General features: G+C 53.0%; 21 protein-coding genes and 7 tRNA genes. 20 read left to right on the top strand and 8 right to left on the bottom strand.

Annotation, left to right across the window (positions count from 1 at the left end):
- Nucleotides 1-7: 7 nt before the first annotated feature.
- Together K5Y32_RS01700 and K5Y32_RS01695 are read right to left on the bottom strand one after the other, a co-directional pair.
- On the bottom strand, nt 8-964 hold the full coding sequence (locus tag K5Y32_RS01700) for a 2-thiouracil desulfurase family protein (protein ID WP_101763228.1): 957 nt from the start codon (nt 962-964) through the stop codon (nt 8-10).
- Nucleotides 965-1115: 151 nt separating this feature from the next.
- On the bottom strand, nt 1116-1316 hold the full coding sequence (locus tag K5Y32_RS01695; RefSeq protein WP_008107019.1) for a YbfA family protein: 201 nt from the start codon (nt 1314-1316) through the stop codon (nt 1116-1118).
- 246 nt (nt 1317-1562) lie between these two features.
- On the opposite strand from K5Y32_RS01695, the gene kdpE reads away from it, so the two are divergent.
- Entirely contained in the window at nt 1563-2237 is a 675-nt protein-coding gene (gene kdpE / locus K5Y32_RS01690; RefSeq protein WP_137385375.1) for a two-component system response regulator KdpE, read from the top strand.
- Nucleotides 2238-2276: 39 nt separating this feature from the next.
- Here the strand turns inward: kdpE and pgm are convergent, their stop codons facing one another.
- Nucleotides 2277-3917, bottom strand: coding sequence for a phosphoglucomutase (alpha-D-glucose-1,6-bisphosphate-dependent) (gene pgm, locus K5Y32_RS01685; RefSeq protein WP_222181641.1), 1641 nt, complete (start codon nt 3915-3917; stop codon nt 2277-2279).
- Nucleotides 3918-3941: 24 nt separating this feature from the next.
- Nucleotides 3942-4481, bottom strand: coding sequence for a replication initiation negative regulator SeqA (seqA, locus tag K5Y32_RS01680; RefSeq protein WP_110865729.1), 540 nt, complete (start codon nt 4479-4481; stop codon nt 3942-3944).
- 248 nt (nt 4482-4729) lie between these two features.
- Here seqA and ybfF point away from each other — a divergent pair, with 248 nt between their 5' ends.
- From ybfF to fur, 4 genes are all read left to right on the top strand, one after another.
- Nucleotides 4730-5494: an esterase gene (ybfF, locus tag K5Y32_RS01675; RefSeq protein WP_222181640.1), complete on the top strand. Its 765-nt coding sequence runs from the start codon at nt 4730-4732 to the stop codon at nt 5492-5494.
- Between the two features lie 167 nt (nt 5495-5661).
- On the top strand, nt 5662-5937 hold the full coding sequence (ybfE, locus tag K5Y32_RS01670) for a LexA regulated protein (protein ID WP_007890670.1): 276 nt from the start codon (nt 5662-5664) through the stop codon (nt 5935-5937).
- Nucleotides 5938-6074: 137 nt separating this feature from the next.
- Nucleotides 6075-6605, top strand: a complete 531-nt coding sequence (gene fldA, locus K5Y32_RS01665; protein WP_110865727.1) for a flavodoxin FldA — start codon at nt 6075-6077, stop codon at nt 6603-6605.
- A gap of 354 nt (nt 6606-6959) precedes the next feature.
- Nucleotides 6960-7409 (top strand): ferric iron uptake transcriptional regulator, encoded by a 450-nt coding sequence (gene fur / locus K5Y32_RS01660; RefSeq protein WP_007890672.1) that lies wholly within the window; start codon nt 6960-6962, stop codon nt 7407-7409.
- A gap of 61 nt (nt 7410-7470) precedes the next feature.
- Here the strand turns inward: fur and K5Y32_RS01655 are convergent, their stop codons facing one another.
- From K5Y32_RS01655 to nagE, 3 genes are all read right to left on the bottom strand, one after another.
- On the bottom strand, nt 7471-7866 hold the full coding sequence (locus tag K5Y32_RS01655; protein ID WP_222181639.1) for a hypothetical protein: 396 nt from the start codon (nt 7864-7866) through the stop codon (nt 7471-7473).
- Between the two features lie 236 nt (nt 7867-8102).
- Nucleotides 8103-9770 (bottom strand): glutamine--tRNA ligase, encoded by a 1668-nt coding sequence (gene glnS / locus K5Y32_RS01650; RefSeq protein ID WP_222181638.1) that lies wholly within the window; start codon nt 9768-9770, stop codon nt 8103-8105.
- Between the two features lie 152 nt (nt 9771-9922).
- A complete protein-coding gene (gene nagE / locus K5Y32_RS01645) occupies nt 9923-11950 on the bottom strand; it encodes an N-acetylglucosamine-specific PTS transporter subunit IIBC (RefSeq protein WP_222182866.1) in 2028 nt (675 codons plus the stop codon).
- A gap of 343 nt (nt 11951-12293) precedes the next feature.
- On the opposite strand from nagE, the gene nagB reads away from it, so the two are divergent.
- The 12 genes from nagB (at nt 12294) to K5Y32_RS01585 (ending at nt 19187) form a co-directional block, all read left to right on the top strand.
- Nucleotides 12294-13094, top strand: coding sequence for a glucosamine-6-phosphate deaminase (gene nagB, locus K5Y32_RS01640; protein WP_222181637.1), 801 nt, complete (start codon nt 12294-12296; stop codon nt 13092-13094).
- Nucleotides 13095-13155: 61 nt separating this feature from the next.
- Nucleotides 13156-14304: an N-acetylglucosamine-6-phosphate deacetylase gene (gene nagA / locus K5Y32_RS01635; protein WP_222181636.1), complete on the top strand. Its 1149-nt coding sequence runs from the start codon at nt 13156-13158 to the stop codon at nt 14302-14304.
- Nucleotides 14305-14311: 7 nt separating this feature from the next.
- Nucleotides 14312-15532 (top strand): N-acetylglucosamine repressor, encoded by a 1221-nt coding sequence (locus K5Y32_RS01630; RefSeq protein WP_222181635.1) that lies wholly within the window; start codon nt 14312-14314, stop codon nt 15530-15532.
- Nucleotides 15533-15573: 41 nt separating this feature from the next.
- On the top strand, nt 15574-16326 hold the full coding sequence (locus K5Y32_RS01625; protein ID WP_222181634.1) for an HAD-IIA family hydrolase: 753 nt from the start codon (nt 15574-15576) through the stop codon (nt 16324-16326).
- 317 nt (nt 16327-16643) lie between these two features.
- Nucleotides 16644-18311, top strand: coding sequence for an asparagine synthase B (asnB, locus tag K5Y32_RS01620; protein ID WP_222181633.1), 1668 nt, complete (start codon nt 16644-16646; stop codon nt 18309-18311).
- A gap of 215 nt (nt 18312-18526) precedes the next feature.
- Nucleotides 18527-18603: transfer RNA gene (locus K5Y32_RS01615), tRNA-Met, on the top strand.
- Nucleotides 18604-18610: 7 nt separating this feature from the next.
- Nucleotides 18611-18695 (top strand) — tRNA-Leu (locus tag K5Y32_RS01610).
- A 21-nt stretch (nt 18696-18716) separates the two neighbouring features.
- A tRNA-Gln gene (locus tag K5Y32_RS01605) sits at nt 18717-18791 on the top strand.
- A 34-nt stretch (nt 18792-18825) separates the two neighbouring features.
- Nucleotides 18826-18900, top strand: a tRNA-Gln gene (locus K5Y32_RS01600).
- Between the two features lie 26 nt (nt 18901-18926).
- Nucleotides 18927-19003: transfer RNA gene (locus tag K5Y32_RS01595), tRNA-Met, on the top strand.
- A 6-nt stretch (nt 19004-19009) separates the two neighbouring features.
- Nucleotides 19010-19084, top strand: a tRNA-Gln gene (locus tag K5Y32_RS01590).
- Between the two features lie 28 nt (nt 19085-19112).
- Nucleotides 19113-19187 (top strand) — tRNA-Gln (locus tag K5Y32_RS01585).
- A gap of 105 nt (nt 19188-19292) precedes the next feature.
- Here the strand turns inward: K5Y32_RS01585 and ubiF are convergent.
- Nucleotides 19293-20465 (bottom strand): 3-demethoxyubiquinol 3-hydroxylase, encoded by a 1173-nt coding sequence (gene ubiF, locus K5Y32_RS01580; protein WP_222181632.1) that lies wholly within the window; start codon nt 20463-20465, stop codon nt 19293-19295.
- A gap of 169 nt (nt 20466-20634) precedes the next feature.
- On the opposite strand from ubiF, the gene miaB reads away from it, so the two are divergent.
- The 3 genes from miaB (at nt 20635) to ybeY (ending at nt 23810) form a co-directional block, all read left to right on the top strand.
- Nucleotides 20635-22059 (top strand): tRNA (N6-isopentenyl adenosine(37)-C2)-methylthiotransferase MiaB, encoded by a 1425-nt coding sequence (miaB, locus tag K5Y32_RS01575; protein ID WP_222181631.1) that lies wholly within the window; start codon nt 20635-20637, stop codon nt 22057-22059.
- Between the two features lie 207 nt (nt 22060-22266).
- Nucleotides 22267-23340 carry a PhoH family protein gene (locus K5Y32_RS01570; protein ID WP_101763243.1) on the top strand — a complete coding sequence of 358 codons (1074 nt, stop codon included), beginning with the start codon at nt 22267-22269 and terminating at the stop codon, nt 23338-23340.
- Nucleotides 23337-23810, top strand: a complete 474-nt coding sequence (gene ybeY / locus K5Y32_RS01565; RefSeq protein WP_008103651.1) for an rRNA maturation RNase YbeY — start codon at nt 23337-23339, stop codon at nt 23808-23810. Before K5Y32_RS01570 ends, ybeY begins: the two co-directional genes overlap by 4 nt.
- The last annotated feature ends 41 nt before the right edge of the window (nt 23811-23851 follow it).

Genomic DNA, 23851 nt, shown 5'->3' with positions numbered 1-23851 from the left:
CCCGAAATTATTGGCCGTAGCGCAAACGCAGCGCTTCCGGATAAGGATCAAAATAGCGCTGCTGTGCCAGCCACGGATGCGGGTATTCCGCCATGTAGTGTTTCAGCATGGTGATCGGTGCTAACAGCGGCTGTACGCCCTGACGATAACGATCAATCAGTTGCGCCAGCTCCTGACGCTGCGGCGAACTCAACTGCGGACGGAAGTAGCCTTGTACATGCATCAGCACGTTAGTGTGATTGCGTCGTGATGCCTGATGTGACATCAGGTGCATCAGACGACTGCGGTACTCAAAAGCGTAATCCTCCAGCGAATCCCACTGGTCCATCGCCGCGACAAAGCGGCCCATCTCGCGATATTCGTCCTGCGCATGAGATAGCAGCAATAATTTGTAGCGACTATGGAAGGCCATCAGCTTGTGGCGCGATAATCCGCTGCGCCACATTTCGTTGAATTCGTGCAGCGCATAGACGCGGCCGATAAAGTTTTCGCGGATAGCGTCGTCATGCAGACGACCATCCTCTTCCAGCGGCAGCCATGGCATCTCTTTCTGTAAAAATGCGGTAAACATGCCGGTGCCCGCTTTACGATTGTTGTTGGTTTCAGGCTCGTAAACGCGGACACGTTCCAGCCCACAGCTAGGGGATTTGGCACAGAGGATGTAGCCGCACAGATGATGTAACGACTTCACGCGTTCGGCGGACCAGCGCTGCATCTTTTCCGTCACCTCTTCGCCGCCATCTTTGCTGAAACAGAGATGGATGTTTTCATCGCTCTCTTTTACCAGGCGCAAAGCCGGACGTGGCGTCGGTAAGCCAATCGCCATTTCGGGACATACAGGTTCAAAGCGCACAAATGGCACGAGTTCGTCCGTGGCGAAAGCAAAACGTTTATGGCCACCATCAAATCGGACGTTATCCCCGAGCAGGCAAGCGCTGATACCAACAGGAATTTTCTCGCTCATACTTGTACAACCTCATAAATCTTGTAGAGGTTTTAAGTGTAGCTGAAATGCGCGGAGATAACAGCGGGAACGCGCGGTGGGCGTGAAAATTATCGATAAAAAACCCGGCGCTTCACGTGAAGTCGCCGGGTTAATACTGCGCTAAATTCGCTTACCAGTGAATGCCGGCAGCCGCTTCAGACTGCGCCAGCCAGACGGGTTTCGTGCTGGTTTTGCACCACATACGATGCAGGTAACTGTACAAACGTGCGCGATCTGAGCGGAATAACATCACTGGCAACGCCAGCAAACCGATTGCTACCACCAGCACGCGGCGCAGTACGATTTTATACAGTGGATATGCGCGATCCATCTTTGGCCCCCTTGTGGTAAACATTGCGTTGAAATGTGATCTGGTTCAGATATTACCCGTTGTTGTGTAATTTTACTACTCATCCGACCACTATATTTGCGCTTTTTTTCAGCAATTTGTGTGGTGATGAAAGTTAGTTACAAGATTGTGAATTAAACGATACTTTCAAGTTAAAAACTTCGTGACGGACGCCGGGCCGCTTTATTGCTAAAGTGATGCGTTAACTTTTTTGCCGCTGGAGGCAGCGTGACGACCATCTTGATAGTGGAAGATGAAAAAGAGATTCGCCGTTTCGTGCGCCTGGCGCTGGAGAGCGAAGGCCTGAAGATTGTGGAAGCGGAGCAACTGCAGCGCGGCCTGATTGAAGCGGCAACGCGTAAGCCGGATCTGGTGATCCTCGATCTCGGCTTGCCGGATGGTGATGGCAATGACTTTATCCGTGAAGTACGCCAGTGGAGCAGCATGCCGGTGATTGTGCTGTCGGCACGGAGCGATGAGCAGGATAAGATTGATGCGCTGGACGCGGGTGCGGATGATTATCTCACTAAGCCGTTTGGCATAGGTGAGCTGCTGGCGCGTGTGCGCGTAGCGCTGCGTCGCCATCAAAGCAACCAGCCAGAACCGGTGGTGAAATTTGGTGAAGTGAGCGTCGATTTGGCGGCGCGCCGTGTACTGCGCAACCAACAGGAAGTGCATCTGACACCGACTGAATTCCGTCTGCTGAGTTTGCTGGTGAACAACGCCGGAAAAGTGCTGACCCAGCGTCAATTACTGAATCAGGTTTGGGGGCCCAATGCGGTGGAACACAGCCATTATTTGCGCATCTATATGGGGCACTTGCGGCAGAAGCTGGAAGCGAATCCCACGCAGCCCAGCCATTTGCTGACCGAAACCGGTATCGGCTATCGATTTATGCCATAAAAAAAGGCCGCTAAGCGGCCTTTTTTCTTCACTGCCCAATCAGGCGTTTTTCAGTACTTCGCTAACAATCTCAACCGCTTCTTTCTCGATTTGCTGACGATGTTCAGCACCCAGGAAGCTTTCGCAGTAGATTTTGTACGCGTCTTCTGTACCTGATGGACGCGCGGCGAACCAGCCGTTTTCCGTCATTACTTTCAGACCGCCGATTGACGCACCGTTACCCGGCGCGGCAGTCAGGCGTGCGGTGATCGGATCACCCGCCAGCGTATCAGCGCTCACCATTTCGGGTGACAGCTTAGACAACGCGGCTTTCTGTGCAGAAGTCGCCGGAGCCTGCAGACGGTTATAGCTTGGCGCACCAAAGCGTTCGGCCAGCTCGTCATAGTGCTGCTGCGGGTTCTTGCCAGTTACCGCCGTGATTTCAGCAGCCAGCAGGCACAGAATGATGCCGTCTTTATCGGTTGACCAGGCTGAGCCATCGAAACGCAGGAAGGATGCGCCCGCGCTCTCTTCACCGCCGAAACCGAAGCTGCCATCGAACAAACCATCAACGAACCATTTGAAACCAACCGGCACTTCCACCAGCTTACGTCCAATGTCGTTGACCACGCGGTCGATCATCGCGCTGGAAACCAGGGTTTTCCCTACAGCAACGTCTTTGCCCCACTGCGGGCGATGCTGGAACAGGTAGTTGATCGCCACCGCCAGATAGTGGTTCGGATTCATCAGACCCGCAGGCGTGACGATGCCGTGACGGTCGTAATCAGGATCGTTACCAAAGGCCAGATCGAATTTGTCTTTGTACGCCAGCAAACCGGCCATCGCGCACTCGGATGAGCAGTCCATACGCACCACGCCATCTTTATCCAGATGCATGAAGCGGAAAGTCTGATCGATCGCATCGTTCACGATGGTCAGATCCAGTTTGTAGTGCTCAGCAATGCGCTGCCAGTAAGCAATACCGGAACCGCCTAACGGATCGACGCCAATTTTCAGCCCGGCTTTCTGGATAGCGGCGAAGTCAATCACCTGCGCCAAACCTGCAACATATGGCTGGATCAGATCCTGCTCAACGATGTGACCGCTCGCCCATGCCTGATCCAGCGGCAGACGTTTCACGTCTTTCAGCTCGCCTTTGATCAGCTGGTTAGCGCGATCTTCCACCACTTTGGTGACGTTGGTATCAGCCGGGCCACCGTTAGGCGGATTGTATTTGATACCGCCATCTTCCGGTGGGTTGTGCGAAGGCGTGATAACGATGCCGTCCGCCTGCGCGCCGCCGCGTTTGTTGTGCTCAAGAATCGCGTTAGAGATGGCAGGCGTTGGCGTATAGCCATTGTCCTGCTGCACAATCACGTCCACGCCGTTAGCGGCCAGCACTTCCAGCACCGACAGAATCGCCGGCTCTGACAGCGCATGCGTGTCTTTACCGACGTAGCACGGACCGGTGATGCCATTCTTTTTACGTTCTTCAGCAATCGCCTGCGCGATCGCCAAAATGTGCTGTTCATTGAAGCTTTGGCGTCCCGCGCTACCGCGGTGGCCTGAAGTGCCAAATTTCACCGCATGATCCGGATTCGCCACATCGGGCTTCAGGACGTAATACTGCGAGGTTAATTGTGCAACGTTAATCAAATCGCTCTGCTGGGCAGGCTGCCCGGCACGGGGGTGATTGGCCATTGGCGCTTCTCCCTGACGCTTCAGTTAAATGGTGCCGCGAACTTTCTCTGTCAGTTCCTGTGGGAACTGCATAGCCAGCATGATGTGTTCCACCATGCTGCATTTGCGACCTGTATTGGTGTTCGTGATCACCCAGTACGGTGTGCCGGGAACGTGCTTCGGCTTGGTATGGGTGCCATTTTGCAGCAGCGTGTGCTCGTCGCCCGCAAAGTAGACGCGGGTACGGCCCTGCAGCGAGGCAGTAGCTTCAGCAAACGCAGCCGGATCAAGACGATAGAGCGTTGACAGTACCAACATGAAGCGGTTAACCGCCTTATTCTGCTCGGCATATTCATCGGAAAGCAGCAGCTCACGTACCGCACGGACGCGATCCTGAGGACGCGCTTCACGGCTGGCAGGTTGCGCTTCTTTCATTGATGCACCAGCGGCGGGCGCAGCGGGTGCGCTCTGTCCGGCGGTGAACTTCAACATGCGGCGCAAAATATCTGAGGCGCTTTCACCAATGTGCTGCGTGTGGCTGGCAATATAACGGTAGAGTTCTTCGTCAACTTCAATCGTTTTCATCTTTTTCCGTACGATTCTGGCAAATGACAGAACCACGCATTAATGCAACGGCTTTAGCAAAATCCAGTCGTGCAAAACGTGAGCGGGTTCTAACATAAGGATTATAAAGTTAAATCCGTGGCAGCCGATAGCGTTGGCAACGTTTAGGGGCAAAAGTCGGAATATGCCCTAATGCCCATCGGCCTGACTGCTGGACAGGTGAATCCATGATAACCTAAGCCAAGGTCACAACCGTAAGAACTTTAGCCATGATTTTGAACGCCCGTCTGCAAACTGAACAATCTGCCCCCGATGCCACACCGATTCTGTTAATCCATGGTCTTTTTGGCAGCCTTGATAACCTTGGCGTGCTGGCGCGTGGGGTGCGTGATGCACGTCCGACGCTGCAAGTTGACGTGCGCAATCACGGCTTGTCGGCGCGTAGCGATGAGATGAATTATCACGTGATGGCGCAGGACATTGTCGAAACGCTGGATGCGCACCATATCGATCGCGCGGGTGTAATCGGACACTCGATGGGCGGCAAAATCGCCATGGCACTCAGTGCCATCGCGCCGGAGCGTATTGATAAAATGGTAATGATCGATATCGCGCCCGTTGATTACCAAACGCGCCGCCATGACGAAATTTTTGCCGCTATTCGGGCCGTGAGCGCCGCGGGCGTCACGCGCCGCAGCGAAGCCGCTGAAGTAATGCGTCAGCATATTGATGAAGAAGGCGTGATCCAGTTCATCCTCAAATCTTTCGCAGAGGGCGAATGGCGCTTTAATGTGCCGGTGCTGTGGGATGACTACAGCACCATTTCCGGCTGGGAAGAGATTCCATCGTGGCCGCATCCGGCACTGTTTATCCGCGGCGGCGACTCGCCTTATCTGGATAATCAGCATCGCGATGCGCTGCTGCGTCAGTTCCCGCAGGCGCATGCACATGTGATCAGCGGCGCTGGACATTGGGTGCACGCCGAGAAACCCGATGCGGTGTTACGCGCCGTCCGGCGTTTTTTTAACCTGTAAAAGCAAAAGCTTGCCGCTTGCGCTTTAGGGTTGGCGTCAGGGAAGGCGCTGGAGTATGATGTCGCGCTAAAAATTTGCCACGGATATTTTTTCGCCGTGGTCGGGCCGATAATGTTTTAATCGCGCAGCGCCTTTCCGCCGTTCGCGCCCACTCAGTTTTACAAACCATGGCAAAAGAACAGACAGACCGCACTACGCTTGATCTTTTCGCAGACGAGCGGCGTCCTGGTCGCCCGAAAACCAGCCCGCTGACGCGTGATGAACAGTTACGCATCAACAAACGCAATCAGCTCAAGCGCGATAAAGTGCGTGGGCTGCGTCGTGTTGAGCTGAAGATGTCGAGCGAGGCGGTTGACGCGCTCAGCACGCTGGCCGATCAGCAAAACATCAGTCGCAGCGAATTGATTGAACAAATGCTGCTGGCACAGCTCAAACTGTCGTAACGCGCGAAGACCGCACGCTGGAACACAAAGTCACGGCTTTATACGTTCCGCACTTTTTACCGGTCTGCTATTATTCGCATAACTGTGCAGTCAACTGACTTACTTTCACAATCAGGATTTAAGAGGTTACCTAACCCATGGCAATCGTAGGCATTTTCTTCGGCAGCGATACCGGCAACACTGAAAACATTGCAAAGATGATCCAGAAACAACTGGGTAAAGATGTCGCCGAAGTGCATGACATTGCTAAGAGCACCAAAGAAGATCTCGAAGCGTTCGACATCCTGCTGCTGGGTATCCCAACCTGGTATTACGGCGAAGCGCAGTGTGACTGGGATGATTTCTTCCCGACGCTGGAAGAGATTGATTTCAATGGCAAGCTGGTAGCGCTGTTTGGTTGTGGCGATCAGGAAGATTACGCCGAGTACTTCTGTGATGCGATGGGCACTATCCGTGACATCATTGAGCCGAATGGTGCGGTGATCGTCGGTCACTGGCCAACCGAAGGCTATCACTTCGAAGCCTCTAAAGGCCTGGCCGATGACAAAAACTTCCTTGGTTTGGCCATTGACGAAGACCGTCAGCCGGAATTGACCAACGAACGCGTTGAGAAGTGGGTGAAGCAGATCTTTGATGAGCTGCAGCTGAAAGAGATTATTGAAGCTTAATTCCCTGCTCTGCCCGATGTGCGCACTGCCTCACATCGGGTAACGGAATTTCCTATAAAAATAATAGCTACGGTTTTTTAACTTTTCCCCGCAAATCTGTAGAATACCCGCAATGGTCATCCGCTTATTCCTCTGGCAGTAGAATGAGGCTGAGTGAAATGGAATCCAAAACCCAAGCGTCTTGAAGACGTTAGTGACGATATCCTTACAACCTTTGGTGATTAATGACGTTGCCTTGGTTTTCATTTCACTGCTTGAGTTCTATAATGAGACGCAAATGAGAATGCGCGTTGACCTAAACATTCAAGGCCCCTGCGCCGCAAGTGACTAGCAAAGTAACAGGACAATATCCGCATGACTGACAACAACTCCGCATTGAAGAAGGCTGGCCTGAAAGTCACGCTACCCAGACTGAAAATTCTGGAAGTGCTTCAGGGACCCGGCCCAGAGTCCCATCACGTCAGTGCGGAAGATTTGTATAAGCGCCTGATTGATATGGGCGAAGAGATTGGTCTGGCAACGGTGTATCGCGTTCTTAACCAGTTTGACGACGCGGGCATCGTAACCCGTCACAACTTTGAAGGCGGCAAATCTGTCTTCGAACTGACTCAGCAGCATCACCACGATCACTTGATCTGCCTGGATTGTGGCAAAGTTATAGAATTCAGCGATGAATCAATCGAAACGCGTCAGCGTGAAATTGCCACTCGCCACGGCATTAAGCTCAGCAACCACAGCCTGTACCTGTACGGTCATTGTGCTCTGGGAGACTGCCGCGAAGACGATACGCTCCACGATAAGTAATTGAGTGTGCTATGCAGTATAAAAAAAACCGGCGCTTGAGCCGGTTTTTTTATGGCTGTAATCAGGCGACAAGCGTTTCCTGCAGGTAGCGCCAGCGCGGAATGACGGTGCTGCAATCCAATACCGCCAGTGAAATGCGGCTCTGATTGATGCCGTTCATCATCTGTAATTCACGATACTGAATCGTCACTTCCTCGCTTTGCTGCGAGATGATGGCGTGCTCACTGGTGGCAATGCGCATGCCTTCACGCTGCCCCTGCAACTGGCGAAACAGCACTTCCATTTCATTGAGGTCCAATCGTTTGCCTTGCGGCGTGACCATTTTGAACTCGGGATGAAAGTGCGATAAAAAAAGATCAATGCTGTCGTCACTGCCTTCCGCCTGATTGAAAATACGTTCAATAAGCTGATGTAAAACCACCACGCTATGCCTGGCTTCCTGGGCGAGAGTTGTCATTTTTTTTCCTTAGATAAGCCGCAGAGCACCGTCTGAGAGCGCATAGCCTACCTGAAAAAAAGTTTTTCACACTGCCAAATGGGTTAATTTTTCTAAAGTCAGAATAGTCGCAAATAGGGAATTAATGGCTCGTTGAGGGCGTGCAGCATAAAAGGTCGTATCTGGCCAAATAGAGATAATAAAAAAGGGCGATTGCTCGCCCTTTCATGATCTTATCGTGCTCGCGACTAAAAATATTAATCGCCGATTTTTGCCCAGGTGTCACGCAAACCCACGGTGCGGTTAAACACCAGCCTGGAGGGCTGTGAATAGACGCTATCAGCACAGAAATAGCCTTCGCGTTCGAACTGATACGGTGCCATCGGATCGGCTGCACGTAAGCCAGGCTCAACGAAGCCCTGTTTGATTTCCAGTGAGTTCGGGTTGATGGTGGTGAGGAAATCCTCAGCCGCGCCCGGATTTGGCACACTGAACAGACGATCGTACAGGCGGAATTCCGCTGGCAGCGCGTGAATGGCAGAAACCCAATGGATAACGCCTTTCACTTTACGGCCATCGGCCGGATCTTTGCTCAGCGTATCAACGTCACAAGTACAATAGATGCAGGTGATATTGCCTCCATCATCCTTCGCCACACGTTCGGCACGGATCACGTAAGCATTACGCAGACGCACTTCTTTACCCAGCACCAAACGCTTGTACTGCTTGTTGGCTTCTTCACGGAAGTCAGCGCGATCGATCCACACTTCACGGCTGAATGGCACTTCACGCGTGCCCATCTCCGGTTTGTTCGGATGATTAGGCATAGTGATGATCTCATCGTGACCTGCAGGCAGGTTCTCGATCACCACTTTTAGCGGATCCATTACCGCCATCGCACGCGGTGCGTTTTCATTGAGATCGTCACGAATGCACGATTCCAGTGAAGCCATCTCCACGATATTGTCCTGTTTGGTCACACCGATACGGCGGCAGAACTCACGGATAGAAGCGGCGCTATAACCACGACGACGCAGACCCGAAACGGTCAGCATGCGCGGATCGTCCCAGCCTTGTACAACTTTCTCGCTTACCAGCTGAGTCAGTTTACGCTTCGACATCACCGCGTATTCCAGATTCAGGCGTGAGAACTCGTACTGACGCGGATGGACCGGAATGGTGATGTTATCCAGCACCCAATCGTACAAACGACGGTTATCCTGGAACTCCAACGTGCAGAGAGAGTGCGTAATGCCTTCGATCGCATCCGAAATGCAATGTGTGAAGTCGTACATCGGGTAGATGCACCACTTGCTGCCGGTCTGATGGTGATCGGCAAACTTAATGCGGTACAGCACCGGATCGCGCATCACGATAAAGCTGGACGCCATGTCGATTTTAGCACGCAGACAGGCTTTGCCTTCTTCGAAACCGCCATCGCGCATCTTCTGGAACAGCGCCAGGTTTTCTTCCACGCTGCGATCGCGATATGGGCTGTTTTTGCCCGGCGCCGTCAGGGAACCGCGATACTCACGGATCTCATCCGCCGACAGCTCATCAACGTAAGCCAGACCTTTATTGATCAGCTCAACCGCATAGTTGAACAGTTGGTCGAAGTAGTCTGAGGAGTAACGAATGTTGCCGCTCCACTCAAAGCCCAGCCATTGCACGTCACGCTTAATGGATTCGACAAACTCCAGATCTTCTTTTACTGGATTAGTGTCGTCGAAACGCAGATTGCACTGACCTTGGTAGTCTTGCGCGATACCAAAGTTCAGGCAGATAGATTTCGCATGGCCAATATGCAGATAACCATTGGGCTCAGGCGGGAAACGGGTATGCACACTGTTGTGCTTACCGCTCGCCAAATCTTCGTCGATGATCTGACGAATAAAGTTCGTTGGGCGGGCTTCAGCCTCACTCATCTCAAAATCCTCAAAAACTATAACGGGTGATTTGTACCACGAAGTAACGGAGTATGATCCACAAAGCGCAGGAGGGAAACAACCGTTTGTTGGTCGTTTTAAAACAAAAAAGGCAGGAATCGCTTCCTGCCTTCTGGCTCAATCACAAGGACTTAGCCTTTAACCTCGTAGAGCGGGGTTTGGCCTGCAACCACTGAACCGGTTGCCAGTAAATTCAGACCAGCGAAATCATCGCTATTGCTGACCACAACCGGACTGATCATCGAGCGGGCGTTGGCATTGAGGAAGTCCAGATCCATTTCCAGGATTGGCTGACCTGCAGTGACCGTTGCGCCCTCTTCAACCAGACGCGTGAAGCCTTTGCCTTCCAGCGCTACTGTATCCAGCCCCATATGTACCACGATCTCGACGCCGTTTTCCGCCTCAAGGCAGAACGCATGGTTGGTATTGAAGATCTTCACCACGGTTCCGGCGGTTGGCGCAACCACGGTTTTGCCGGTTGGCTTGATGGCCAGACCATCACCGACTGCCTTGCTGGCGAACGCTTCGTCAGGCACATTTTCCAGCGCAACAATGTCACCGGTTACTGGCGCCAGCAGCGTAGCAATCACGGCTTTTTCGCTGTTCAGCACCGCCTGCGGTTTTACTGCAGCAGCAGGCGCTGGCGTTGACGCCGCGGCAGATGCCGCAACCGGACCTTTGCTCAGCACGGTTTTCATTGCTGTTGCAATGCTTTCTGCCTGAGTACCGACGATAACCTGCACGCTCTGCTTGTTCAGGCGAATCACACCTGAAGCACCGAGACGTTTAGCGACACCTTCATTAACCTGCGCCGAGTCTTTAACGTTCAGACGCAGACGCGTGATACAGGCATCAATGTTGGTCAGGTTTTCTGAGCCACCTACCGCCGCAATGTAACGACGCGCCAGAGATTCAGTTTGGCTTTCACCGTTGCCGCTGTTATCGACATTTACGTCATAACCATCGGTTTCATCGCCCGCAGAGAGTTCGCGGCCAGGTGTCATCAGATTGAATTTCTGGATGGTGAAGCGGAACACCGCGTAGTAGATAACGAAGAACACCAGACCTTGTGGGATCAGCATCCACCAGTGCACTGCCAGCGGGTTACGCGTTGACAGCACCATATCCACCAGACCCGCACTGAAGCCGAAACCGGCAATCCACTGCATGCTCGCGGCGATGAACACAGAAAGACCGGTCAGTGCCGCGTGAATCACATACAGCACCGGCGCCACGAACATGAAGGAGAACTCCAGCGGTTCGGTGATACCTGTAAAGAAGGCGGCAAAGGCCGCTGCCAGCATGATACCGCCGACTTTGGCCCGGTTTTCCGGGCGTGCGCAGTGGTAAATTGCCAGCGCTGCACCAGGAAGACCGAACATCATGATTGGGAAGAAGCCCGCCTGATAACGACCAGTGATGCCTGGGATACCTGTACCTTCAGCGATAGACTGCGCGCCGCCGAGGAATTTAGGAATATCGTTGATACCGGCAACGTCGAACCAGAATACTGAGTTCAACGCGTGATGCAGACCAACAGGAATCAGCAGGCGGTTAAAGAAGGCGTAGACGCCCGCACCGATTGAGCCCATTTTCTGGATGTGCTCACCAAAGCTCACCAGTCCACCGAAAATGATCGGCCAGACATACATCAGTACGAAGGCGACGACAATCATCAGGAAGGAGACAAGGATCGGCACCAGACGACGGCCGCTGAAGAACGACAGCGCTTTTGGCAACTCAACATGGCTGAAGCGGTTATAAACCTCAGCAGAGAGAATACCCACCAGGATACCAACAAACTGGTTATTGATTTTACCGAAGGCGGCAGGTACCTGCTCCACCGGTATTTTCTGAATCATCGCGACCGCAGCCGGTGAACAGAGTGTGGTCACCACCAGGAAACCGACGAAGCCGGTTAACGCTGCTGCACCGTCTTTATCTTTTGACATACCGTATGCCACACCAATGGCAAACAGCACGGACATGTTGTCGATGATCGCTGAACCGGATTTGATCAACAGTGCCGCCAGCGCATTGCCTGCGCCCCAGCTATCTGGATCGATCCAATATCCAACGCCCATCAAGATTGCCGCTGCCGGCAGAGTCGCTACCGGCACCATAAGCGCGCGGCCGACCTTTTGCAGATATCCTAGAATACTCACCTTATTCTCCCCCTATGAGACTGGCGTTTTGCCGTGGCGCAGGTTGATTTTATTATCCCGTCGCCCGTTACCTTGATGACACTTTTCACCACGAGGCGCAGTGTAAAGATAAATTAATTCGCCTCGCAAATTAAAACCACTGCAACTGTGACTTTAATCACCAAAATGGTGGTTTGATAATGCGAAATGCTAGCCAGCACCACAAACTTATTTTATGATGAAAAATATCGAGTCGCACTTTTCCCGGATGGCTACGCTTAAACGCATTACGCTTAAAGTCAGAAAACTGTCAGAGAAACGGCAACTCCACATTTCCAATCTTAATTGAGGTGAAGACATGAGACTGATCCCTTTGGCCACACCGACCCAAGTGGGTAAATGGGCTGCACGCCACATTGTTAACCGCATTAATGCGTTTAAGCCTAGCGCAGAACGTCCCTTCGTGCTGGGTCTGCCAACCGGTGGAACACCACTGGAAGCTTACAAGCACCTGATCGATATGCACAAAGCGGGCCAGGTTAGTTTCAAGCACGTTGTCACCTTCAACATGGATGAGTACGTTGGCCTGCCAAAAGAGCATCCGGAAAGTTACCACAGCTTCATGTACCGTAACTTTTTCGATCATGTTGATATTCAAGAGCAAAATATCAATCTTCTGAATGGCAATGCCGAAGATATTGAAGCAGAATGTCGCCAATACGAAGAGAAGATCCGCGTTTATGGCAAAATTAACCTGTTTATGGGCGGCGTGGGCAACGACGGTCACATTGCATTCAACGAACCGGCTTCCTCCCTCTCCTCACGTACCCGCATCAAAACCCTGACGCACGATACGCGCATTGCAAACTCACGTTTCTTTAACGGTGATGTAGATCAGGTGCCGAAATACGCCCTGACGGTTGGTGTCGGTACGCTGCTGGATGCAGAAGAAGTGATGATTCTGGTTACCGGCCATCTTAAAGCGCAAGCGCTGCAGGCTGCAGTTGAAGGTAACGTCAACCACATGTGGACCATCAGCTGCCTGCAGCTGCATGCCAAATCTGTCGTGGTCTGTGACGAACCAGCCACCATGGAACTGAAAGTAAAAACCGTGAAATATTTCCGCGAAATGGAAGCGGAAAATATGAAAGGTGTGTGAAAACACGTTGTAACAAAACCTGCTGCTTTTAGGCAGCAGGCTTAGCCGGGAGAGAGAAACGATGTACGCATTAGTGAACGGCCGGATTTTTACTGGTCATGAAATTCTGGACAATCATGCAGTTGTGATTGCAGATGGCCTGATTGAGCGCGTGTGTCCGCGTGATGCCCTGGACGCGGCAATTGCACAGCAGGATGTGGCTGGTGCGTTTATCGCTCCTGGTTTTATTGATTTGCAGCTTAACGGCTGCGGCGGCGTGCAGTTCAATGATGACATCAATGCATTAAGCGTTGAGACGCTGGAGATCATGCAACGCGCCAACGAGAAATCAGGCTGCACCAGCTATTTGCCAACACTGATTACCAGCACCGATGCGCTGATGAAACGCGCCGTCGAAACCATGCGCGCCTATCTGGAGAAGCATCAGAATCAGGCTGTCGGCCTGCATCTGGAAGGTCCGTGGCTGAATAAAGCCAAGAAAGGCACGCACAATCCTGAGTTGATTCGCCTGCCGGATGCCGAGCTGGTGGACTTCCTCTGCGCCAATGCCGACGTCATTACTAAAGTCACGCTGGCACCTGAAAATGCAGGTAGTGAAGTGATTCGCAAGCTGCGTGATGCCGGCATTATCGTGTCAGCCGGTCACTCCAACGCGACCTATGAAGAAGCAAAAATTGGCTTCAGCGCAGGCGTCAGTTTTGCCACGCATCTTTATAATGCCATGCCAACCTTCGCTGGACGTGAGCCAGGTCTGATCGGTGCGCTGTTTGATTCGCCTGATGTATACTGCGGCATCATTGCGGATGGTTTACATGTCCATTACGCTAATGTGCGCAATGCAAAACGCATTAAAGGCGACAAACTGGTGTTAGTGACGGATGCCACAGCACCGGCGGGCGCGTCGATTGATCAATTCATTTTTGCAGGCAAAACAATATACTATCGCGATGGCCTGTGCGTTGACGAGAACGGTACGCTCAGCGGTTCTGCCTTGACCATGATTGAAGCAGTGCAGAACAGCGTTGAACATTGCGGTATCGCTCTTGATGAAGCGCTGCGTATGGCGACGCTCTATCCGGCGCAGGCGATGGGTGTGGAGAAGCAGTTAGGCACGGTCGAAGCAGGAAAAGTCGCCAACCTGACTGTCTTTACCCGCGATTATCAAATCACTAAGACGTTCGTCAACGGAGACAACGTCCTCAGCGAGTAAGCATTGAATGACCACTGGCGGCCAGTCTCAAATAGGAAATGTTGATCTTGTTAAACAACTCAATAGTGCAGCCGTTTATCGGCTAATCGATCAGCAGGGGCCAATTTCGCGCATTCAGATTGCCGAACACAGTCAGCTTGCGCCCGCCAGTGTCACCAAAATTACCCGCCAGCTCATTGAGCGCGGCCTTATCAAAGAGGTGGAGCAACAAGCCTCCACCGGTGGGCGTCGCGCGATCTCCATCATTACTGAAACCCGTCATTTTCATACTATCGGCGTGCGCTTAGGGCGTAATGACGCGACGTTGACGCTGTTTGATCTGAGCGGAAAATCGCTGGCGCAGGAAGATTATCCGCTGCCCGAGCGCACGCAGGAAACGCTGGAGAACGCGCTGTTCAATGCTATCAGCGCCTTTATCGCCGCGCATCAGCGTAAGATTCATGAGCTGATTGCCATCTCGGTGATTTTGCCCGGTTTGGTTGATCCCATTAACGGCATCATTCGTTACATGCCGCATATTGCGGTAAGTCACTGGCCGCTGGTTTCCAGCCTGAAAAAACATTTCAACGTCACCAGCTTTGTTGGTCATGACATCCGCAGCCTGGCGCTGGCCGAGCACTACTTCGGTGCAAGTCGCGATTGCGCAGACTCCATTCTGGTGCGTTTACATCGCGGTACCGGTGCCGGAATAATCGCTAACGGCCATATCTTCCTCGGCAGTAACGGCAACGTTGGCGAGATTGGTCATATTCAGGTTGATCCGTTAGGTGAACGTTGCCACTGCGGCAATTTTGGCTGCCTGGAAACCATTGCGGCTAATGGTGCAATTGAAAACCGCGTGCGTCACCTGCTGAATCAAGGCTATCCCAGCTCATTAACTTTGAATGATTGCCTGATGCCGCAGATTTGCCGCGCCGCTAATCAAGGCGACGCGCTGGCGTGCGAAGTGATTGAATATGTCGGCCGCTATTTAGGCAAGGCGATTGCTATCGCCATCAACCTGTTCAATCCGCAAAAAGTGGTGTTGGCCGGTGAAATCACTGAAGCCGATAAAGTGCTGTTTCCTGCCATTGAAGGGTGTATCAATACGCAGACGCTGCCTGCCTTCCGTAAAAATCTGCCGGTGGTGCGTTCCGAGCTCGATCATCGCTCGGCGATTGGCGCCTTTGCGTTAGCAAAACGCGCAATGCTGAATGGCATTTTGTTGCAACATCTGCTGGAAGAGTAATCACCAGCCTGCTGTCAAGCAGGCCCGACCGGATGCAATCTATGACGATTAAAAGCGTAATCTGTGACATCGACGGCGTGTTGATGCATGACAATACCGCCGTTCCCGGCGCGAAAGAATTTCTGCAGCGCATTCTGGCGAAGGATATGCCGTTGGTGGTGTTGACCAACTATCCTTCGCAAACCGCGCTGGATCTGGCGAACCGCTTTGCCAACGCCGGCATTGACGTACCGGATACGGTGTTTTACACCTCGGCGATGGCCACCGCCGATTTCCTGCGCCGTCAGGAAGGGAAAAAAGCCTACGTAATTGGCGAAGGTGCGCTGATTCATGAGCTGTATAAAGCTGGCTTCACCATCACCGACGTTAATCCAGATTTCGTTATCGTCGGTGAAACGCGCTCCTTCAACTGGGAGATGATGCATAAAGCCGCTTTCTTTGTTGCCAATGGTGCCCGTTTTATCGCCACCAATCCTGATACCCACGCGCGCGGCTTTGTTCCGGCCTGCGGTGCGCTCTGCGCCGGTATCGAAACCATCTCCGGCCGTAAACCGTTTTATGTCGGCAAGCCGAGCCCGTACATCATGCGTGCAGCGTTAAACAAAATGCATGCGCATTCGGAAGAGACGGTCATTGTCGGCGATAACCTGCGCACAGACATTCTGGCGGGCTTCCAGGCGGGTCTGGAAACTATTCTGGTGCTGTCTGGCGTATCCACGCTGAGTGATATTGATGCGATGCCTTTCCGCCCGGATTGGATCTATCCATCGGTCGCCGATATCGACCTGTTCTGATTCCAACCATCACCTCTTCTTATAGCCCTGCTTATGCAGGGCTTTTGTTTTTTCTGTAGTTAAGCCTTTCTTTGCCGCTCGCAACATGCTTACAAAACGAACGATAATGCAGTTTCATTAGATAGCATCTAAAATAAATACGCATTAATTGAATAATATTCATTATTAGTTGCTCATCAACATTCTTTTTATCAAAGAATCGCAATTTTGCTTGCACTAACACCACCATTTAGCGCATTTTCTTATACATCACGCAGTCAATGCTGCCGGACAAACGTAGAAATAACTTCGCCACAAGGTGAGATCAGGAGTCAGTTATGTGTTCAATTTTTGGTGTGCTGGATCTGAAAAGCGATCCTATTGAGCTGCGCAAGAAAGCGCTGGAATCTTCTCGTCTGATGCGTCACCGCGGCCCGGATTGGTCAGGTGTTTATGCGGATGATAAAGCCATTCTGGTGCATGAGCGTCTGTCGATTGTTGACGTTAACAACGGCGCGCAGCCGCTGTATAACGCTGACCACACCCACGTACTGGCTGTTAACGGCGAAATTTACAACCATCAGGCGCTGCGTGCTGAGTTGAGCGATCGTTACGCTTTCCAGACCGGTTCTGACTGTGAAGTGATCCTCGCGCTGTATCAGGAAAAAGGCGTCGATTTCCTCGACGAACTGCAAGGCATGTTCGCCTTCATCCTGTGGGACAGCGTGAAGCAACAATATCTGATTGGTCGCGACCATATCGGCATTATCCCGCTGTATATGGGCAACGACGAGCACGGCAACCTGTATGTCGCTTCCGAGATGAAAGCGCTGGTGCCGGTGTGCCGCAGCATCAAAGAGTTCCCGCCGGGAAGCTACATGTCGAGCGCCGATGGTGAAACCCGTCGTTACTGGCAGCGTGACTGGATGGAATATTCCGCCGTTGAGCACAACACTACGGATGCCGCCGAGCTGAAACATGCGCTGGAAGAGTCAGTAAAAAGTCACCTGATGTCTGATGTGCCTTACGGCGTGCTGCTGTCTGGCGGCCTGGACTCATCCATCATCTCTGCCGTGACCAAACGCTTTGCTGCGAAACGTGTTGAAGATGCGGATAAGAGCGATGCATGGTGGCCGCAGCTGCACTCCTTCGCGGTTGGCCTGGAAGGTTCTCCAGACCTGAAAGCAGCGAAATCAGTCGCAGAACACCTCGGTACCGTGCACCACGAAATCCATTTCACCGTGCAGGAAGGCCTGGATGCGATCCGTGACGTGATTTACCACATCGAAACTTATGATGTGACCACCATTCGCGCATCTACGCCGATGTATTTAATGTCGCGTAAGATCAAAGCGATGGGCATCAAAATGGTGTTGTCCGGTGAAGGTGCGGATGAAGTCTTTGGCGGCTACCTCTATTTCCATAAGGCGCCTAACGCCAAAGAATTCCACGAAGAGAACGTGCGTAAACTGCTGGCTCTGCACATGTTTGACTGTGCTCGCGCCAACAAAGCGATGTCCGCCTGGGGCGTGGAAGCGCGTGTACCGTTCCTCGACAAGAAATTCCTCGACGTGGCGATGCGCATCAACCCGGCAGACAAACTGTGCGGCAGCAACGGCAAGATGGAAAAACATATCCTGCGCGAATGCTTCTCTTCTTACCTGCCGGAGAGCGTGGCGTGGCGTCAGAAAGAGCAGTTCTCTGACGGCGTTGGCTACAGCTGGATCGATACGCTGAAAGAAGTGGCGGCGAAGCAAATCACCGACCAACAGCTGTCGACTGCGCACTTCCGCTTCCCGTACAACACGCCGAACTCGAAAGAAGCGTATCTGTATCGCGAGATCTTTGAGGAATTGTTCCCGATCGCCAGCGCCGCAGAGTGTGTGCCAGGCGGTCCATCGGTGGCCTGTTCTTCGGCTAAAGCGATCGAGTGGGATGAAGCCTTTAAATCCATGGATGACCCTTCAGGTCGTGCCGTTGGTGTGCATCAGTCCGCGTATAAATAAGGTTTTTACTCAACAAGATATGGGGCTCATTCGAGCCCCTTTTTTATGCAATTCCTCGTACAACCTGAGAAAATAGCCGAATAAATCACCAGCCTGGTTACAAGCCAGACAAACAGGCGTTTTAAGGCGAAAAACGGCAAAAAAATTGTTGACGCTACAAGACTCAATACGCATAATGCGCCCCGCAACGCCGATGAAGGTTACGCGAAAAAGATGGCTACGTAGCTCAGCTGGTTAGAGCACATCACTCATAATGATGGGGTCACAGGTTCAAATCCCGTCGTAGCCACCATCTTTTTGCGGGAGTGGCGAAATTGGTAGACGCACTAGATTTAGGTTCTAGCGCCGCAAGGTGTGCGAGTTCAAGTCTCGCCTCCCGCACCATTTCAGTCTTCGGCAGCCGGATGGGGTATCGCCAAGCGGTAAGGCACTGGTTTTTGATACCAGCATTCCCAGGTTCGAATCCTGGTACCCCAGCCAATCCGGATTATGTTGTGGATACAAAGTCGACGAATGGGATATCGCCAAGCGGTAAGGCACCGGTTTTTGATACCGGCATTCCCTGGTTCGAATCCAGGTATCCCAGCCATCGTCGGACGCAGTAAGCAGTACAAAGGCTACGTAGCTCAGCTGGTTAGAGCACATCACTCATAATGATGGGGTCACAGGTTCAAATCCCGTCGTAGCCACCAAATTATTGGGGTGTCGCCAAGCGGTAAGGCTCTGGTTTCTGATACCAGCATTCCGGGGTTCGAATCCCTGCACCCCAGCCATAAAAAGACAATTTGATAAAACACCTATTGGGGTGTCGCCAAGCGGTAAGGCACTGGTTTCTGATACCAGCATTCCGGGGTTCGAATCCCTGCACCCCAGCCAAATTGCACAATAAAGCCCGCTTATGCGGGCTTTATTGTTTTCTGCGTTTGGCAAAGTATGGCGAGCAAACTTTCGATCAGGAGCGCATCAATACGCTCCCTACAATCACAAACCTAATGCGTAACGCAGCACCTTGCGTTTCAACGCTCCGGCATTCTCCGCCGCAATCAGCGCCAGGTTTCGCGCAAAACGCAGCGGCGGCAGTTTATTGCTAAACGCGAAGTAGAATAGATCCATCCCGCCCTGCATCAGTAAATTATCTTTGTAACGCTGACGATGATAACGCTGCAGCACAGCATCCGATGACCAGAGCTCCGCCTGGTTGCGCGCCTCGACCAGCGTCGTGATCAACGCATCCACATCCCTATAGCCCAAATTAACGCCCTGCCCGGCCAGCGGATTGATGGTGTGCGCCGCATCCCCCACCAGCGCCAATCCCGGCATCACATAACGTGTTGCATGACGTCGCACCAGCGGGAAAGAGGCCGCGGTTTTCACCCGAATACGCCCAACGCGTGCCGGGAAGTGAGCATAAATCTCTTTCTCCAGATGCTGGAGCGGCAAACTTTGCAGCTGGCGGATGCGCGCAGGCGCGTCGTACCACACCAGCGAAGCGCGACGAGCAAACAGCGGCAGGAAAGCGCGCGGCCCTTGCGGCGTAAACTGCTGCCAGGTGGAGTCGCCTGCATCCTGCTCGCACTCTACACTGATTAGCATGCAGGATTGCGCATAGTTCCAGCCGCGCACGCCAATACCCGCTAACTGACGCACACGCGAGTTAGCACCATCTGCGCCGACCACTAAACGCGCATCCAGCGTTTGGCCGTTATCGAGTTGCACCTGCCAGCCGGCGCTGTGCGGCTGCAAACCCTGCAAGCTCGCCGGGCAGATCAGTGTGATGCCCTGTTGCTGCATTTTTTCCCACAGCGCACGCTGCAGCACGCTGTTTTCCACCATAAAGCCCAGCTCGGGCAACCCAAGCGACGCCGCATCAAACTTCACATGCGCGTTTTGCCACTCCCAGGTTTCCAGCTGGCGATAGGGCGCACAGCGCATCGCCTGCACACGCTGCCAGACATCCAGTTGCTGCAGCAGCGCCACCGACGACGCACCGATGGCGGAGATACGCACATCTGGCTCGCTGCTGGCATCAAAGCTTGCCGGTTCTGCCCGTTCAATGACCGCTACGCGAAACTGCTGCTGCGCCAGGCCACACGCCAGCGCCGCACCAACCATGCCACCGCCCACGATCACCACATCAAAATGTGAATCCTGCATCGACTCTAATCCTTCTTTTTGCCGTGAAACCTTCCAGCATCACGTTGATAGCTAAAGTGTACCGGAAATTAGCAGCGCGATGCGATGCAGATGCGTGAAGCCTGGTAACAACAGCGTCGAAGCATTACAATACGCGCCCTGCACTTCGCTTGAATCAATGGCTAGTTCGATGACCAAAAAACTGCACATCAAAACCTGGGGCTGTCAGATGAATGAATACGATTCATCGAAGATGGCCGATCTGCTGAACAGCACGCACGGCTACACCCTTACCGAGGAAGCTGAAGAGGCGGACGTTCTGCTGCTCAACACCTGCTCCATCCGTGAAAAGGCGCAGGAGAAGGTTTTTGCTCTGTTAGGCCGTTGGAAAAAGCTGAAAGCGAGCAATCCCGATCTGATCATCGGCGTGGGTGGCTGCGTGGCCTCACAAGAAGGTGAACGTCTGCGCCAACGCGCCAGTTACGTCGATATCGTCTTTGGCCCGCAGACCTTACATCGTCTGCCGGAGATGATTAACACCGTGCGCGGCAGTAAAAGCCCGGTTGTTGACATCAGCTTCCCTGAAATTGAGAAGTTTGATCGCCTGCCAGAACCGCGCGCCGATGGCCCAACCGCCTTTGTGTCGATCATGGAAGGCTGCAACAAATATTGTACTTTCTGCGTGGTGCCTTACACGCGCGGCGAGGAAGTCAGCCGTCCGAGCGACGATATTCTGCTGGAAATCGCCCAGCTTGCCGCTCAGGGCGTACGTGAAGTCAACCTGTTGGGCCAGAACGTCAACGCCTATCGCGGCGCCACCTTTGATGGCGATATCTGTACCTTTGCTGAGTTGCTGCGCTTAGTGGCGGCGATCGACGGCATTGACCGTATTCGCTTCACCACCAGCCATCCTATTGAATTTACCGATGACATCATCGAGGTTTACCGCGATACACCCGAGCTGGCGAGCTTCCTGCATCTGCCGGTTCAGAGCGGATCAGATCGCATCCTGACGCTGATGAAGCGCGCGCACACCGCACTTGAGTACAAAGCGATTATCCGCAAGCTGAAAGCCGCACGTCCGGATATCCAGCTGAGCTCTGATTTCATCATCGGTTTCCCCGGCGAAACGCAGCAGGATTTTGAGCAGACCATGAAGCTGGTCGGTGAAGTGAATTTCGATGTCAGCTTCAGCTTTATCTACTCCATGCGCCCAGGCACGCCGGCGGCCGATCTGCCCGACGATGTGACAGAAGAGGAGAAAAAGCAGCGTCTTTTCATCCTGCAGGACCGCATCAATCAGCAGGTGATGGCGTGGAGCCGCCGCATGCTGGGCACCACGCAGCGCGTGCTGGTGGAAGGCATTTCGCGTAAGAATGTGATGGAACTGACCGGCCGCACCGATAATAACCGCGTGGTGAACTTCGAAGCACCGGTTGAAATGATCGGTAAGTTTGTTGATGTCGAAATTGTTGATGTGTATGCCAGTTCCCTGCGCGGCGTGCTGGTGCGCACTGAAGATCAAATGACGCTCCGTGTGGCCGAAAGCCCAGAGTCGGTGATTGCTCGTACCCGCAAAGAGAACGACATCGGCGTCGGACAGTTCCAGCCTTGAAACCTCGAACGTTGAGCGACAGCGCACAAAGCGCTGTCGCCTGTTTCATCCCAAAGCCCTTGCTTTCCACAAGTGCTGCCCAAATATCGACTCTGAAGCTTGCGCCAGTGCGCAGCGCCATAAATAATTTCATAAAGATGTGGAGAGATTGCTCTTCGGCATCCGGCACACCTTTTCAACTGGCCCTGAGTGACCTTAAGGATTCATTTGAATATCGAAACGCGTGAAATCGCCCTTGAACCGGCAGATAACCAACGACTGATGAGCTTGTGCGGTCCGATGGATGACAATGTGAAACAGCTGGAGCGCCGTTTGGGCCTTGAAATCAAACGCCGTGACAACCAATTCACGCTTACCGGCCGCTCGCTGTGTGTGGACGCTGCCGTCAATATCCTGCGCACGCTGTATGTTGATACCGCCCCAATGCGCGGTCAGATCAAAGATATCGAACCGGACCAGATTCACCTGGCAATCAAAGAGAGCGGCGTTCTGGAACAGAGCGCTGAGAGCGTGCCGGAATTCGGCAAAGCGGTGAACATCAAAACCAAGCGTGGCGTAATCAAACCGCGTACGCCTAACCAGGCGCAGTACATCGCTAATATCTTCTCCCACGACATTACCTTTGGTATCGGCCCGGCCGGTACCGGTAAAACCTATCTGGCGGTCGCTGCCGCAGTGGATGCGCTGGAGCGTCAGGAGATTCGCCGTATTCTGCTGACGCGTCCGGCGGTTGAAGCGGGTGAGAAACTCGGCTTCCTGCCTGGCGATCTCAGCCAGAAGGTCGATCCCTACCTGCGCCCGCTGTACGACGCGCTGTTCGAAATGCTCGGCTTTGAGCGCGTAGAGAAACTGATTGAGCGCAACGTGATTGAAGTGGCTCCGCTGGCCTACATGCGCGGACGCACGCTGAACGACGCCTTTGTGATTCTCGATGAGAGCCAGAACACCACTATCGAACAGATGAAGATGTTCCTGACGCGTATCGGCTTTAATTCGAAAGCGGTCATTACCGGCGATATCACGCAGATTGACTTGCCGCGCAGCACCAAATCCGGCCTGCGCCACGCCATTGAAGTGCTGGCAGAAGTCGATGAGATTAGCTTTAACTTTTTCCACAGCGAAGACGTGGTGCGTCATCCGGTTGTCGCACGCATCGTGAATGCTTATGAAGCCTGGGAAACCGCCGACCAGAAACGCCGTGATCAACAGGCAGAAGAGCGCAAACGCGAAGCTATCGCGGCTCAGCTTGCCAGCCAAACCAGCCCGCAGGAGCGTTCATGAGCGCGGTGATTCTTGATTTACAACTGGCCTGCGCCGATGAAAACCATCTGCCGGCGGAGAGTGATTTTCAACGCTGGCTGGAAGCGGCGGTAACGCCGTTTCAACCGGAAAGTGAAGTCACAATACGTCTGGTGGATGAAGCCGAGAGTAATGAGCTTAATCTGACTTATCGCGGCAAAGATAAGCCGACCAACGTGCTGTCATTCCCGTTTGAAGCACCGCCGGGAATTGAACTGCCGTTGCTTGGCGATCTGATTATTTGCCGTCAGGTTGTTGAGCAAGAGGCTGCTGAACAAGGCAAAACCGTTGAAGCCCACTGGGCGCATATGGTGGTGCACGGTACGCTGCATCTGCTGGGTTACGACCATATCGAAGATGAAGAAGCCGAGGAGATGGAGGCGCTGGAGACCGAGATAATGCTTGCTCTTGGTTATCCTGATCCGTACATTTCGGAGAAAGAAGACGCCTGAGCCGCTGGTTCAGGTTATTGCGCTGCTGGCGCGGATGCCAG

The sequence above is a fragment of the Pantoea sp. DY-15 genome (assembly GCF_019795935.1).
In the GTDB taxonomy this organism is placed as follows: Bacteria; Pseudomonadota; Gammaproteobacteria; order Enterobacterales; family Enterobacteriaceae; genus Pantoea; species Pantoea leporis.
Note: the sequence above shows the minus strand (reverse complement) of the source record. Positions and strands in the feature narration are given on the sequence as shown.

What these genes read in the sequence shown, in the direction of transcription:
- K5Y32_RS01695 (WP_008107019.1), bottom strand. Translation starts at nt 1,316, where the DNA reads ATGGATCGCGCATATCCACTGTATAAAATCGTACTGCGCCGCGTGCTG.
- ubiF (WP_222181632.1), bottom strand. Translation starts at nt 20,465, where the DNA reads ATGCAGGATTCACATTTTGATGTGGTGATCGTGGGCGGTGGCATGGTT.
- ybeY (WP_008103651.1), top strand. Translation starts at nt 23,337, where the DNA reads ATGAGCGCGGTGATTCTTGATTTACAACTGGCCTGCGCCGATGAAAAC.
- nagB (WP_222181637.1), top strand. Translation starts at nt 12,294, where the DNA reads ATGAGACTGATCCCTTTGGCCACACCGACCCAAGTGGGTAAATGGGCT.
- ybfE (WP_007890670.1), top strand. Translation starts at nt 5,662, where the DNA reads ATGGCAAAAGAACAGACAGACCGCACTACGCTTGATCTTTTCGCAGAC.
- K5Y32_RS01655 (WP_222181639.1), bottom strand. Translation starts at nt 7,866, where the DNA reads ATGACAACTCTCGCCCAGGAAGCCAGGCATAGCGTGGTGGTTTTACAT.
- fldA (WP_110865727.1), top strand. Translation starts at nt 6,075, where the DNA reads ATGGCAATCGTAGGCATTTTCTTCGGCAGCGATACCGGCAACACTGAA.
- seqA (WP_110865729.1), bottom strand. Translation starts at nt 4,481, where the DNA reads ATGAAAACGATTGAAGTTGACGAAGAACTCTACCGTTATATTGCCAGC.
- K5Y32_RS01630 (WP_222181635.1), top strand. Translation starts at nt 14,312, where the DNA reads ATGACCACTGGCGGCCAGTCTCAAATAGGAAATGTTGATCTTGTTAAA.
- pgm (WP_222181641.1), bottom strand. Translation starts at nt 3,917, where the DNA reads ATGGCCAATCACCCCCGTGCCGGGCAGCCTGCCCAGCAGAGCGATTTG.
- fur (WP_007890672.1), top strand. Translation starts at nt 6,960, where the DNA reads ATGACTGACAACAACTCCGCATTGAAGAAGGCTGGCCTGAAAGTCACG.
- ybfF (WP_222181640.1), top strand. Translation starts at nt 4,730, where the DNA reads ATGATTTTGAACGCCCGTCTGCAAACTGAACAATCTGCCCCCGATGCC.
- K5Y32_RS01700 (WP_101763228.1), bottom strand. Translation starts at nt 964, where the DNA reads ATGAGCGAGAAAATTCCTGTTGGTATCAGCGCTTGCCTGCTCGGGGAT.
- nagA (WP_222181636.1), top strand. Translation starts at nt 13,156, where the DNA reads ATGTACGCATTAGTGAACGGCCGGATTTTTACTGGTCATGAAATTCTG.
- miaB (WP_222181631.1), top strand. Translation starts at nt 20,635, where the DNA reads ATGACCAAAAAACTGCACATCAAAACCTGGGGCTGTCAGATGAATGAA.
- asnB (WP_222181633.1), top strand. Translation starts at nt 16,644, where the DNA reads ATGTGTTCAATTTTTGGTGTGCTGGATCTGAAAAGCGATCCTATTGAG.
- glnS (WP_222181638.1), bottom strand. Translation starts at nt 9,770, where the DNA reads ATGAGTGAGGCTGAAGCCCGCCCAACGAACTTTATTCGTCAGATCATC.
- K5Y32_RS01625 (WP_222181634.1), top strand. Translation starts at nt 15,574, where the DNA reads ATGACGATTAAAAGCGTAATCTGTGACATCGACGGCGTGTTGATGCAT.